The sequence below is a fragment of the Lactiplantibacillus sp. DA1 genome (assembly GCF_032681335.1).
Lineage (GTDB): Bacteria > Bacillota > Bacilli > Lactobacillales > Lactobacillaceae > Lactiplantibacillus.
In genome coordinates, this window is the sequence record NZ_JAWHTQ010000006.1 from 214171 (window position 1) to 227555 (window position 13385).

Below are 13385 nucleotides of genomic sequence, written 5' to 3' on the forward strand. Positions count from 1 at the left end.
CCTATAATTTCTGAATCGCGTCAAAAACTGCTTGCCGCTGAATCCGAATAGTTAACGCGGATGCCTCACCCAGCGTTTCCAATGCCTTCTTAGCTGCTGCAAAACTCAGCTGTTGGTCATCCCACTCCGCTGACAACATCATGGTAAAGTTATGATCCATCAATGTCTGGGAAATATCGACAATGTTCATCTTCAAGCGTGCTAATTCGTTTGCTACTTTGGCGACAATTCCAATCTGATCCTGTCCAACAACGGTAATAATTGCTTTCATCTTCATACCCTCCGCTAGACGCATAGTTACTTGCGTGTAATTGTTCATATCATAGCATGAGCTCTCATGAAACGCACTCGTTTCTTCGTTAATGTAGTAACCAATGAGAATAATAAAATCTTCCTCATAAACGTGGGTTCACAGACCAAGTTTTGCTATAATGAAAAATGCTTATCGTTTTAGAGAGGAGTCGCAACTTGACACAACAACATCATTTACGGGGCATCTTGCTCGCCAGTAGCGCCTGTATTCTGTGGGGCATTTCTGGTGTTGCCGCGAGCACCCTCTTCATCAATAATCAACACCTGACGGCAATGTGGTTGACACAAGTCCGTATGATTAGCGCCGGCCTAATCTTGATCATCTGGGGACTGCTGGCTGGCAAACATCCTTTTCAGATTTGGCAGCATCGCCACGCCGCCTGGACAGCGGTTAGTTATGGCTTATTGGGGCTCATTCCGGTTCAACTATGTTATTTTGAAGCTGTCCGTGCCGGTAATGCACCAATTGCCACGATTATTCAATTTCTAGGCCCATTTATTATCAGTATCTACTTTTTCCTATTTAAGCACGTGGCCCCTAGTCGGATCGAATTGATTGGGATGATCATGGCCTTTATCGGCACATTACTGATTGTGACTCACGGTCATTTGAATAGTTTGGCAATTTCCCCAGTTGTCTTGTTCTGGGGTGGCTTATCCGCAATTGGCGTTGCTACTAATACCTTGATTCCACGGACAATTTTGCCTAAGTATGGTGCTTTGACTGTCACTGGATGGGGACTACTCATTGCGGGTATCTTTCTGACATTGTTACAACCCATGTGGCGTGTCCATCTGACAATTACTTGGTCTCAATTAGGTTTACTAATCATCATTATTCTGTTAGGAACAGTGGCCCCCTTCTTAATGTTTGCCCGTAGTTTGAGCGACATTTTGCCAACAACAGCCAGTTTAATGGACGCCTTTGAACCCTTAGCCGCTACGGTCTTCTCGATTACTTTTCTAAATGTTCAACTAACCAACTTTGATTTTGTGGGCGGCTTACTAATTATCTTGGCAGTTATGGCACTTTCGATGAATACCCATAAAATGCTGAACTTCTTACGGCGTCACCGAGCACACTCTTCATCTTAAGTTTGCATGACTCATTGTTTTACCCTCATTAGACAGAATAGTTGGCAGAACTGCCGAGCTATGCTAAACTGGGATTGTTGAATTTGGGGATGTTCTGGATTCGACAGGTATAGTTTGAGTTCGGATTGCGCTTCGTAGGTTGCGTCTACGTAAAAACGCTCAGTTTAAATTATAACTGCAAAAAATAATAACAATTCTTACGCTTTAGCTGCCTAATAAGCGCTTAACGTAGATCCTCCCAGGATCGTCCATGTTCTGGATCTGGGTCCTAAATTTAGTGGACTGACGCTCAAAGCTTCCACCTGGAGTTGCGAGAAGAGATTAATCAGGTTAGTCATTGCTGGGTGCCCTGACATACGGCGTTTGCAATGGTGAAATTTAAATAGTATGAATATGAGCGTAGATATCCGAGGGGCAATATGCTTGGACGCGAGTTCGACTCTCGCCATCTCCATTACCAGTATTACCCGATGTTCAACTTGATCCGCTGCCAATTAGGTAGCGGGTTTTTATTATATTAAAATAACGCTAAGATACTGATTGCTTTTCAGACGTTCCTCATTGCACTAACTAACTAGCAATTCAGTGTTCAATTGCCAGTTAGTTGATCACACTATGTTGTACTTAAATTTCAAATTGCGATATAAAAAAGGTTACTTGAAACGAATGGATTCGTTTCGAGTAACCTTCTCATATTCACTATATTAAGCTAGACCGTCCCAACTCGCTGCCGATCAAAACCGATTCGTACTAAAATCCGGTAAAGTAATGGCACAATAATGATACAGGCCACCGCGTTGATGGTCGCAGCCAGTAAACTTGTAAAGGACCCAATCATGGCAACCTTGAGCGTCGTCCCCACCATTAAAGCTTCAATCACGCCTGTACACCATGAAGTAACAATTTTTGTGAGCCCCGCCACCAAAGAAACCCAGTAAAGCCGACCGATGCGGTCTTCACGATAGCCAATTGATTTAAAACTCAGATTAACCATCGCGGCTAAAATAATGGCTTCAATAATGGTTAGCCACGAGGTCGCGGCATAGCCATTCAAAATATCAAATAACCCAAGTCCCACAGCACCAGCCGTAGCTCCATACCCAAAGCCAAGTAACATCACTGCTAGTACTGTAAGAATGTTACCAAAATGAATAAATGGCCGTCCAACAATTGCGGGTAACGGAATTCGCAATACACTGATACCAATAAAAATAATGGCTGCAAACAACCCTGCAAAGACGAGTTTTTTTAATTGTTCAGACCTTCCCATTCAATTTCCTCCAATCATGCACATCTTTTTATCATTATATTCTAATATATTTTTAGTGCAAATAATAGTCCTAGTCTAATTCTTTCGTTGTGGTAACTCAATAATCGTGGCAGCTTCTGGCACGTCAACACTTACTTCATAGGCTATGGCAAGCAAATCGTAAGCCGCCCGGGGCATCTCATATTGATGACAGACTAAATAATAACCCAAATCAACCGCAATTTGATGCGCAATAACAACAATATCGCCACTGTGATTAAGCCGCTGACGAGCCCGCGCAACGAGTTTTGCTAATACAATATCGTTTCGAATTTCGGCGGCCCGCTTTGCCAACACAAGTTGGGCACTTAACCGTTCATTGGGGTAAAACGTCCGTGTTTTTGTCTTTGCCATCTTCCTCAACTCCTCGCTGTAATCATAGGAGTTTAGCATCGACTTCGCAACGAATGACACCCCCAAAGCCGCGTCACCATTGAGCTCATTTACATTTAACAAAAATTATTATCAGGGCAAATCAATTCGAATTCAGTCATAGCAATCACACTATCGTTCCAGATAGTATAAGTAAATTTAACTTACGATTTAATTTATATCGGTCACTTACTCTTCAATTGGCGTGTTCTTGGTTAGGTAATCCCAATAACAGCACACCGATACCAAGTAGTAACACAGCCACGAACACCATAAAAATGGCAGTAATGCCAAAACCAATTGCCATCAATGCCCCCACTAAGAATGGACCAATCGTCGCACCAATCCGTCCAATCGACTGTGCAAATCCCATTCCGATTCCCCGAACTACTGGTGCAAACTGCCCCGGCGTGAAGGCAATCATAATTCCCCACGCACCTAGCGTAAAGAACGACAACCACGCACCACTAATAATAATCATCACCGGATTATTGGCCATTCCAAACGCCGCAGCACTAACGACTGTTCCAAGCAAATACGTTGTCAAAACCACTTTACGTTTAACGACGCCAATCAACCAAGCTGCTAAATAATAACCTGGAAGCTGAGCTAAACTCATTAAGACGGTATACCCAAAACCATGAACTAATGAAAATCCACGTAGAACTAAAACGCTTGGTAACCAAAGAAACATGCCATAGTAAGCAAACATGATCACAAACCACAAAATGCTGAGACAAATCGTTGAACGACGATATTCAACCGACCACACTCGACGTAAAGCCTGTCCAAAGGCAATTTTCTCCGACTGCTGGCGTCCCTGTTCCACTGGTAAATGTCGCCGCATTAGTAACGCATACAAACCCATCAAGGCCGTAATCAGGACCGTCAAGCGCCAACCAATGTGCGGCATGATTAAGAAAGATAGCAGCGCCGCGACAATCCAGCCGAATGCCCAAAAACTATCCACGAGGACTAGCATCCGTGAGCGTTGCGTCCCCGTAAAGTGATCAGCGATAATGGTTGCAGCCACCGGTAACTCACCACCTAGACCGATTCCGGTAATTAAGCGGACAATCAGGAACCATTCAACATTAGGCGTTACTGTTAGCAACAAGTTACCTAGTGAAAATAATAATAACGTTCCAATTAGGACCGGCTTACGTCCCCACTTGTCCGCTAAGTAACCGCATCCCAGCGCACCAATCATCATGCCCAGTGAGGTTACCGCACTGACCGCCCCCAACTGTCCAGCCGTCAACTGCCAACTTACTTTGATAACAGGCATCACAAATGATAACAGGGCCACATCGAGTGCATCAAATAACCAGGCCGTTCCAATTACCCATAACAGCTTAGACCCAGTTGTCTTATCTTCATCCATTTAAATACTCCCCCAAATTTCCCAAATCGTAATATCATATTTAGGTATTTTTTACCTTTATGGTGTTATAAAAGTAGCATACTAGGTATGCTGTGTCAACTGACCTACTTCAGTCGATAAACCTTAGCCGGCCGTCCAGAAGAACTAGGACGAGCAGTACCGACTTCCGTAAATAAATGAACATGCGTTTTACGAAAGTTAGAATTATCAATAGTTGCAACTGGCTGCCGCAACAAAATCGCATACAATTCACGAGCCTGTTTAAGCGTAAACTGGTCGCCCAACACTAATAAGATCGTTGGTGCATAATCAAGACGATTACGTAAGCGTTGCAAAGCTGTTTTTAAGATTAGACCATGGTCAGCTGTTAATGATTGTTTTGCCGAATGTTGATAGAAATCCCGCTCAGTCTGTGAATCAATAACACCGGCAAACGCCAGACCGTCCGCCACGAGATCATCACGATCTACCCGGGGAGTAACCGCAAACCACTTGACGTCCCGGGCACCATAACCGGGCACGAGTTCTGGCTTGACCGGTAGATAGACCATATACGTCAAAGCTAATGAGCGTTCACCTGGAACCCGATCAACGGCAGTGAACGTTCCCAATTGTTCCGTATGGAATTGTTCAAGCTGAACACCTAATTTTTCACGAACTAGCCGTAACGCTGCTTCATCGGCACTCTCATCCATTCGTAAATACGTGGTTGGTAACCCCCATGTATCCTCAAATGGTGCGTGATCACGCTGAACAAGTAAGACTAACAGCTGTTTGGTCACAACATCAAAACTCCAAATAACATTAGTAATACTAATCAGCGGCCGTTGATTGATTGGTTGTTCCATCCAAATCGACCTCCTACAAAAACGGCCACTGGCATCTGCCGTGGCCGTTGATTATTTTTTAATTCATTGCTTGCAACGCTTGAACTGTCCAACCGTTAATAGCTGACTTTTCAATAATTGCTTTTTTTATTTCCCAGACATCCGCTTTGATATAGCGATGTCGGGCGGTCATTAATGGTATATCAGAATAGACCTCTTGACCGCGATTAATGGTAACGCGCATTGAATTACATCCTTTCCTAATGCTCAGGAAATTTGTAAATAATTCTAATACTAAATACTGGGGCAAGTACGTGATACAAAAAATTAATTTATTCAAAATCCAAAGTTAATTCAGTTCGACAGCGTGAAATCCCCCGAGCTGATATATAACTTTATCATATTTCACCCATTAGCGCTAACAGAATGCCTCTGATTTTAGTGTTTTTAACTTTATCCGGTTAATGAAGGCGTTTGCATTGTGTAAATAAGGTGTTGGCTTTAAACTTAAGGTAATTTAATAAGGGAGGTTTTTTCATGCGCAATTATAAATATGCCGTATATGGCGGTATCTCGATTGTCTATTTAATTACCCTATATGCGTTGTACCACCTTATTCGAACGGCTTATATTCTATTCCTTCTATAGTTCTGTATTCGTCCACCTTGTTTACAGATAATAACGGATTAGCAACGACTAAAGAAGCACATCAAGTATGAACAAATGCTTGATGTGCTTCTTTAGTGACCACCATCATGATTAGTTATATGTGGTCTAGAATTCAGATCAGACCTAATCGTTCGCCACTAGACGATCTACTATTAGTCAAGACGTCCCTAAACACTATCGATGCCATAAATACCGATCAATGGCCAGTGCTACCTTAGCATTCTCGTGTAACTGACTATGCTGAGCGTGGGCCCCATAAAAATTCTTTTCTATATAGTCAACACGACGACCACGCAACAAATACTTGATAGAGCGCGCTGAAACATTGGTGACCAAGCTATCCGAATGACTCCCATCATTCAATGTGCCCACAATATTCAATAATTGTACGTTTTTGGGAAAATTGGTTCGCTTGGCTGCCAATAATTCATAAGCCGCGTGTAAATATTTTGGTTGTCCAGAAGCCAAGAATGAGTTCTGATTGGCAACATCATCCTCACCAACCACCCCATCAAACGGACCCGCAATCGTAACCAACTTACTGATTTTCGGAAAATTAGTCGGCTGTTGTGTCATTAACATATTGATACTGGCAACACAACCGGCCGAATGAGCCACGATATTATATGTTTTAAACGCATGCTGTTGCTGAACGGTCGTAATGACCTTCGCTAGCCAAGCACTCTGCTGATCATACTGCGCCAAATTATTCTTAAACACGACTTGAATAATCGGATTGCGCACCCGACCGTTCCAGTGACCGGTTAACGTTACTTGACCGCTCGTGCTGGCCATCGCCACCAACACCTTATGGGCATGGGCCGTTTGCTCAGCATGTGCAATCAGCGTATTTGTTGACTTCGCGCTACCTTGGAAACCATGAACGTAAAATGTCGGGCGCTGACGATCCACGTATGGTGACGCTTTTTTAGTACTAGTTGTCTGACGGTCCGTTTGCTGCTTATTGGTCGTCGGCTGCGTACCACAACCGGCTAAACCAACGACTAATAATAGTGCCATCAACCACCATCTGATTTGCTTCACTTTGTTCGCCTCATTAATTCTAAGTTTATTACATTCAATTAATCACGCTGATATTACCAATTTCGCTTAACCACGACCAGCTCATCTTGTAAATAAGTACTTGCTAGTTGTAAGTAGGTCACATGCTTACCTGGTGTTGGTGCGTGCAATAGCCAGCCGTCACCCGCATATAAGGCAACGTGGTGAACTGAACCATGTCCATGGTCATGGGCAAAGAAGCATAAGTCACCAGGTTGCGCATCTGCCAAGTCAATCACGCCCCCTTGCCCAATCTGATCTTGAGCATCCCGTGGTAATCGTATCCCTAAACTTCGGTGCAAGCTGTAGACAAAGCCCGAACAATCAAATCCATACGCACTAGCACCACCCCACAAGTACCGTAAATCCAAGAATTCTTCTCCTAAACGTACTAGGATAGCACCACGAGTCAAATTGGCTGTCTTAAATGTAAACTGAGTTGCGCGTTTGGCAATCTTGCCCGTTCCTAGCGCTGTCTGTACCGTATAATAACGATGATCCTTACTACTAATGACAGGTAATTCAGTTCCAAGACTGAGTGTTAATAACGTCCGCCCGTCTAATCGAAGCAACGGGGTAAATCCCCGCCGAACAGTTACAGTGGGACCAGTCACAACTGGCAATGGGACAGTTGACAGTTGTGACGCCCACACCCATCCTGGATACCCCTGCGGATGACGATTATCCGTCTGATCAAGAACATAGCCGTACGCCCATCCATTAACAAATCGCTCCACTAAAAAGACATCATTGAATAGCGCCTGTGTCACGATACGATTGTTCCGTTCCAACGTTACAGTATCTGCATCTGTTAATTGTGCTAACCACGGTTGTAGGCCAGTATTAACCAACGCTAACGTATCGATTGCGATATTCTCAGGTTGCCGCCACACATTCGCCACAGCAGCAATGATCCGTGTTGTTTGCATTCTAGTCACCTCATTTTTTTAGTTTACCATATCTCCTTAGTGACGTCTGTATACCTTGCTATAATCTTGAGCTTACTAGGCCAGCTCACCACCACCGGCACGTTAAGAAGCTATCCTTTCAATAGAAACTTTACGTCAAATATTAAAAAACACTGTGAAAGTATGCTATGATACTAATAATTACTTAGGAGGCGTTTTGACGATGGATAAGACCGATTTGAAGATTTTGAACGCCTTGCAGGCCGACGCACGCATCTCACTAAAAGCGCTCGCCGATCAATGCTTCATTTCTTCACCTGCAATCTCCGCACGGATTACCCGCCTGAAGAAAAGTGGCATCATTCGTGACTACCAGGCCAATCTCAACTTTGAAAAACTTAATTACCATATTAAAGCTTACATTCAATTGCAACTAGAGCCCACTCAAAAGGAACGTTTTTACCCATTTGTTGCTGGCATTCCAAACATTTTGGAATGCGATTGTGTGACGGGCGAATACTCGCAAATTTTGAAGGTGGTTTTTGAATCAACCCAAGCCTTAGATGAGTTCGTCAACCAATTACAAACCTTTGGCAAGACGAGTACTCAGATTGTCTTCTCTACTAGCGTCCCCAATCGTGGACTGAAATTACCAGATGATCATGATATGACCAAAATCAATCATCAATAGGCACTCAACCAAGCTTAAATAGGCATCCCGAAAACCATTCTCGGGATGCCTATTTAGAATCAATATATAAGTCAACCAAGGTGACTGCTTTCATTAAACAAAGGCTAGTGTTAAATTTAAGACCAATTTAATAAACGAAAAATTGCTTGCGGAGTGATCACTTGATAATGCCGCTTCAAAGCCTCTAGACCAATATTACAGCCGACTAATAGACTGCCGCCTAAAAGCACACCTCCCCATAATAATGAACCAAACCAATGTACAGCCACCAAACTAAATAAAAATAAAACTGCACCGATAATCATTCCTAATGTCAGTCTAACAAACCATCTTCTCATTGGACCGCCCTCCATTAAGCAAATTGATTCATTACATAAATTACACCAAGTCCAAATCCCCACAAAATTAATAGTGGCAATAAGACTAACACACCGAACTGGTACCAACCCAATACCACCATAAATAAAACTTCGATACTGTGGCCTAAAATCAATAACTGTAAGTATTCACGAAAATACCATTGCACACTGATACCGATCAAAAAACTAATTAGTATCACACCATAGAACGTCCCGTGAATCATACGCCAAACTCCTTTTGATTGTGTATGTTATTTAACCTTACTTAACAAGTATGCCGTATCTAATCAATCTTCATCATCATATTTATGTAAAGACTGAGTTATTTTTCAGTAAAGATGACAAAACAACTTCAAAATTCTTGTAAACTGGTATTAACAGTTACCTGTGTAACGTGTTATGATTAAAGGACAAACTAATTAAACGCAATAATTATGGGGGCGCACTGTGTTACAACTACTTACGCTATCGAGTTTAGGAAAAGACCTTTTTAATATCAAAATGTTAATTGTCATCCTTATTACGATTGGCCTGATCACCCTAATGACAATTCTCACTTATCTCCTAGAGCAACAAGTTCACCGTCGTAATACGCGCTACTGGACGGTCTTAGCTCACGGTTCTGAGGCCTTAAGTGTTCTCATCAGCATGATCTTATTACGACAAATATTTATCACCCTAAATTCAGGTAGTGTTATCAGCTGGACTTACGCCACAGTCCAGCTGACCATCTTGCTCTTTAGTCTTAATACCATGCGTAACTTGGCCGTTGAAATTATTAATCTTTTAATGCCACTATTTATTTATGGTCAAGCAATCTGGATAGGCCATACGACGCAATACTTGCCCATTTTTATAGTAATGACAATCATCTTGATTGGAACAGTCATCTATATCACCCATAACTATCAAGAATTACACTCAACGCAATGGAAATACCTCCTATTCCAAATTTTTTACGGCGGAACCTGGTGGGGCATTATTTGGTCAGTCCATCCTTTCAAATTGGCACACACACTAATCATCATTATGGCCTTCGTTCTTTACATGTGGTTGATCCGCCTAGCGGTCAATCGGGTACAGAAGTTCTTTAACGAAGTCCTAACTTTTGATCAACAAGTCAACTACGATGAGTTAACTGGTGTTCATAATCGCGCGAGTTTTGATACTAGTGCCAATGAAGTGTTTAACGTCTACCAGCAACGGCACATGGGGCCCATCACGATGGCCATGTTTGACATTGATCACTTTAAGCACTTCAACGATCAATACGGTCACTTGGCAGGTGACACTGTATTACGCCACGTGGCTAACTTTTTTGAACTGGAACTCAGTCAGCGCAGTACTCATGGTCAACTCTTCCGTTATGGTGGTGAAGAGTTTGTCATTATTTTTCGAGGTTCCCCGGCCTTAGAAGTCGGCCAGACCATGCGTACTTTGCAACGCGAACTAAAAAACACTTCCATTAAATTTAATGGAGCGACGTTGGATGTCACAGTTTCAATCGGTATATCTGAATTACAACCCCCTGACCATCGCTTCACTGATTGGTTCATGCGGGTCGATGATTACCTTTATCAGTCCAAACAAGCCGGACGCGACCAGACAACCGTTGAAAGTCAGTTATTAGTAGATTAATATTGCATGTCTTAAAATAGCACCGTTTGTAATCCAACAGGTATTGGATTTACAAACGGTGCTATTTTCGATGCAATTAATCATTACATGCGTTATTCTAGTTATTATTTAATATGAATTATGATTAAAATGGGCCATTCATCAGCATGTACGCATCCTACTCCAACTTCTGGAAATCAGAAAAATTGCTGAAACATAGCCAAAGTACGTTCCAAGCAACTATCACTCTTATCTTTTTGGCACGAATTTCTCTCAACCTCATTAATCTTTGCCAAATGCTAGTGCAATTATGGCTCAGCAAAGTACACTGCCGTTTAATCTCGTGGCTTGCAAAAAATCATTCACTTCGGCTTGCTAACAACTGATTAGACACTTCAGCACCAACAATAACCAAATAGTTAAAAACAGCCCGTGTCTAGGTCGCCGTTGATTGGCGGCCTAGACACGGGCTATAACTAATAACGCTATTCTTGACGTTCTTTCAAACTGAGCTTTTCGACGTTCAATTCTTTATCGACCCAGCCATTCACAAAACTACTTTCATGGCTAACTAGAATCAAATTCCCCTGAAAGGCCTGTAACGCTCGTTTAAGTCCCTCTTTAGTCTCATCATCCAAATGATTCGTCGGTTCGTCCATAATCAAGAAATTGCTTGGCACTAGTTCAAGTAAGGCCAGTTTAACCTTAGTCTGCTCGCCCCCACTAAGTAAGTGCATCGGCTTCATCGCATTGGCCGCATTGATGCCACACTTCGCTAGTTTAGTCCGAATTGTCTTCGGTAACATCGTTGGGTATTCGTTTTGAATCGTCTGCAACGGTGTTAACTGTGGATTATCCCATTCCAAATCTTGATTGAAGTAATTAATTTTCGCAGATGGTGAGAAATTCGATTTCCCACTTAACGCCGGAATCACGCCTAGAATCGATTTAATTAGCGTCGACTTACCGACCCCATTAAAGCCCTTAAATGCTAACTTTTCACCATTAGTCATCGTAAAGGTCACCGGTTCTAATAATGGCTTACCGTATCCCACGGATAACTTAGTCACACTCAGCGCATTTTGTGACCCCGTATCAAGGTATGGAAAAGCAAACTTGGCATGTTCATTCTCACTCGGCGGATCAACCCGGTCTAAATGCGACAACATCTTTTCTCGTGACTTGGCCATCGTTGACTTCGAACCCGCCTTATTCTTGCGAATGAACTTTTCGGCTTTTTCAATCACAACTTGCTGCTTTTCAAACGCCTTTAGTTGGGCTTCCTTGCGAGCTTCTTTTTGACGCATGGCCGACTTGAAATCGCCCCGATACTTAATGATTTTTCCAAAGGCCACGTCACAAATACAGTTTGTCACCTGCTGCAAGAAATCGTAATCATGGGAAATCACCATGACAGCACCTTCAAAACCATTCAAATAATCTTCAAGCCAACTAATATGTGCCGTGTCCAAGTAGTTGGTCGGTTCATCTAGGATAATCACATCTGGATTTTCCAGCAATAACTTAGCTAAAATAATCTTGGAACGTTGTCCACCAGACATTTCACTGATCACATGATCACGCCCAATTTCGTCCAGTCCCAGTCCAGTAATCACCCGTTCCATTTCAGTTTCAATATCATAAAAGTTATTGGCTTCCAAGTTTTCTTGAATTCGACCAGCACGTTCTAAGAGTTGGTCATCCATCTTTTCAGCATAATCCGCATAAAGTTGTTGCATCTGTGCATCCAAATCATACAGTCGTTGAAATGCCGTTTTCAAAAAAGCGTATAGCGTCATGCCGGCTGGAATATCGGCGTATTGATCCAGATAGCCAGTTCGAACGTTGCGCTGCCACTTGATCTGACCAGACAATGGTAAAATCTGGCCAGTTAAAATCTTAATTAGGGTACTCTTCCCCGCCCCGTTTTGACCAACGATACCCATATGATCCGCTCGTTCCAGCGTAAAATTCGCATCGTCATATAATTTACGGTCCGCAAAGCTTTGCGATAAATCCGTTACTTCTAGTAAAGCCATGTTGTTTTCAACCTACACTTTCATTTTGACCCGTATTAAAACGGGCCCCGTCATATCACGAGGCCCGTTGCGATAGCCCTGATACTAAGCTAGCACCAAGTCTTTATCTAGTTCATATTGCATATGGAAGTACATCCGATCACCGATAGGCTTAATGCCTACCGATTCGTAATGATAACGGTCATAGAGCTTCTTCGCTCCTAAATTAGCCATATCAACGTTCAAACCAATCCGCTTTTGACCAGCTTGTCGCGCGTATCTTGGCAGGGCGGCGAGTAACTTCCCACCAATCCCATGACCCTGATAATTCGGGTCGACCGCAATCGAATCCAGGTACCATTCGTGCTCATAACTTTCAGCTTCAGCTTCAAATGCTGAACCAAACGCATCATTATTCGCAGTAACCCGTGCTAACACGTCGTCCACTGCGTCCTCATTTTTGTCAGGATAACCAAACGCTACCCCGACCACTTGACCATCGGCCTCGGCCACTACCGTCGTTGCCTTACCAGACAAATAATCAGGTGTCCGGTAAGCGGCAGTAATGGCCTGCTCTAAGTCAGGTTCAGGAATGTCGTCTAGTTCCTCAAGTTGCATTTCATCAAAAATCATATTAATTAGCGGTGCTATCTGGCCCGCGTCGTCTTGATCGGCTGGTCGAATTGTTATCACGAATAGCCCTCCTTCTTATAGTAACACCTACATTACTATGAAAAGCAGGCGTTGTCAAAAGTCGCGTCT

The 13385-nt window shown here is 42.9% G+C and carries 15 protein-coding genes and 1 other RNA gene; 4 read left to right on the top strand and 12 right to left on the bottom strand.

Annotation, left to right across the window (positions count from 1 at the left end; translation table 11 throughout):
* Window position 1: 1 nt before the first annotated feature.
* On the bottom strand, window positions 2-271 hold the full coding sequence (locus tag RXV91_RS11140; RefSeq protein ID WP_021732672.1) for an ACT domain-containing protein: 270 nt from the start codon (window positions 269-271) through the stop codon (window positions 2-4).
* A gap of 197 nt (window positions 272-468) precedes the next feature.
* On the opposite strand from RXV91_RS11140, the gene RXV91_RS11145 reads away from it, so the two are divergent.
* Window positions 469-1407, top strand: a complete 939-nt coding sequence (locus RXV91_RS11145) for a DMT family transporter (protein ID WP_316439904.1) — start codon at window positions 469-471, stop codon at window positions 1405-1407.
* An 85-nt stretch (window positions 1408-1492) separates the two neighbouring features.
* Window positions 1493-1864, top strand: a transfer-messenger RNA (tmRNA) gene (gene ssrA, locus RXV91_RS11150).
* Window positions 1865-2116: 252 nt separating this feature from the next.
* On the opposite strand, the gene RXV91_RS11155 is transcribed toward ssrA, so the two are convergent.
* From RXV91_RS11155 to RXV91_RS11185, 7 genes are all read right to left on the bottom strand, one after another.
* On the bottom strand, window positions 2117-2677 hold the full coding sequence (locus RXV91_RS11155; RefSeq protein ID WP_316439905.1) for an ECF transporter S component: 561 nt from the start codon (window positions 2675-2677) through the stop codon (window positions 2117-2119).
* Window positions 2678-2752: 75 nt separating this feature from the next.
* On the bottom strand, window positions 2753-3070 hold the full coding sequence (locus tag RXV91_RS11160; RefSeq protein ID WP_316439906.1) for a hypothetical protein: 318 nt from the start codon (window positions 3068-3070) through the stop codon (window positions 2753-2755).
* Between the two features lie 214 nt (window positions 3071-3284).
* Complete coding sequence (locus RXV91_RS11165; protein ID WP_316439907.1) at window positions 3285-4472, bottom strand: MFS transporter; 1188 nt, start codon at window positions 4470-4472, stop codon at window positions 3285-3287.
* Between the two features lie 104 nt (window positions 4473-4576).
* Window positions 4577-5320: an NrtR DNA-binding winged helix domain-containing protein gene (locus RXV91_RS11170; RefSeq protein ID WP_316439908.1), complete on the bottom strand. Its 744-nt coding sequence runs from the start codon at window positions 5318-5320 to the stop codon at window positions 4577-4579.
* Between the two features lie 58 nt (window positions 5321-5378).
* The gene (locus RXV91_RS11175) at window positions 5379-5543 is read right to left on the bottom strand and encodes a hypothetical protein (RefSeq protein ID WP_316439909.1); all 165 of its coding nucleotides are present in this window, start codon (window positions 5541-5543) and stop codon (window positions 5379-5381) included.
* Window positions 5544-6142: 599 nt separating this feature from the next.
* A complete protein-coding gene (locus RXV91_RS11180; RefSeq protein ID WP_316439910.1) occupies window positions 6143-7012 on the bottom strand; it encodes an alpha/beta hydrolase in 870 nt (289 codons plus the stop codon).
* A gap of 53 nt (window positions 7013-7065) precedes the next feature.
* The gene (locus tag RXV91_RS11185; protein ID WP_316439911.1) at window positions 7066-7959 is read right to left on the bottom strand and encodes a C40 family peptidase; all 894 of its coding nucleotides are present in this window, start codon (window positions 7957-7959) and stop codon (window positions 7066-7068) included.
* A gap of 202 nt (window positions 7960-8161) precedes the next feature.
* On the opposite strand from RXV91_RS11185, the gene RXV91_RS11190 reads away from it, so the two are divergent.
* The gene (locus tag RXV91_RS11190; RefSeq protein WP_316439912.1) at window positions 8162-8629 is read left to right on the top strand and encodes an Lrp/AsnC family transcriptional regulator; all 468 of its coding nucleotides are present in this window, start codon (window positions 8162-8164) and stop codon (window positions 8627-8629) included.
* A 116-nt stretch (window positions 8630-8745) separates the two neighbouring features.
* Here RXV91_RS11190 and RXV91_RS11195 read toward each other — a convergent pair whose 3' ends face one another.
* Both RXV91_RS11195 and RXV91_RS11200 read right to left on the bottom strand, forming a co-directional pair.
* A complete protein-coding gene (locus tag RXV91_RS11195; RefSeq protein ID WP_316439913.1) occupies window positions 8746-8967 on the bottom strand; it encodes a hypothetical protein in 222 nt (73 codons plus the stop codon).
* A 14-nt stretch (window positions 8968-8981) separates the two neighbouring features.
* Complete coding sequence (locus RXV91_RS11200; RefSeq protein WP_316439914.1) at window positions 8982-9212, bottom strand: hypothetical protein; 231 nt, start codon at window positions 9210-9212, stop codon at window positions 8982-8984.
* 223 nt (window positions 9213-9435) lie between these two features.
* On the opposite strand from RXV91_RS11200, the gene RXV91_RS11205 reads away from it, so the two are divergent.
* Window positions 9436-10626: a GGDEF domain-containing protein gene (locus RXV91_RS11205; protein WP_316439915.1), complete on the top strand. Its 1191-nt coding sequence runs from the start codon at window positions 9436-9438 to the stop codon at window positions 10624-10626.
* A gap of 464 nt (window positions 10627-11090) precedes the next feature.
* Here RXV91_RS11205 and RXV91_RS11210 read toward each other — a convergent pair whose 3' ends face one another.
* Window positions 11091-12644, bottom strand: coding sequence for an ABC-F family ATP-binding cassette domain-containing protein (locus RXV91_RS11210; protein WP_316439916.1), 1554 nt, complete (start codon window positions 12642-12644; stop codon window positions 11091-11093).
* A gap of 84 nt (window positions 12645-12728) precedes the next feature.
* A complete protein-coding gene (locus tag RXV91_RS11215; RefSeq protein WP_003642738.1) occupies window positions 12729-13316 on the bottom strand; it encodes a GNAT family N-acetyltransferase in 588 nt (195 codons plus the stop codon).
* Window positions 13317-13385 lie beyond the last annotated feature (69 nt).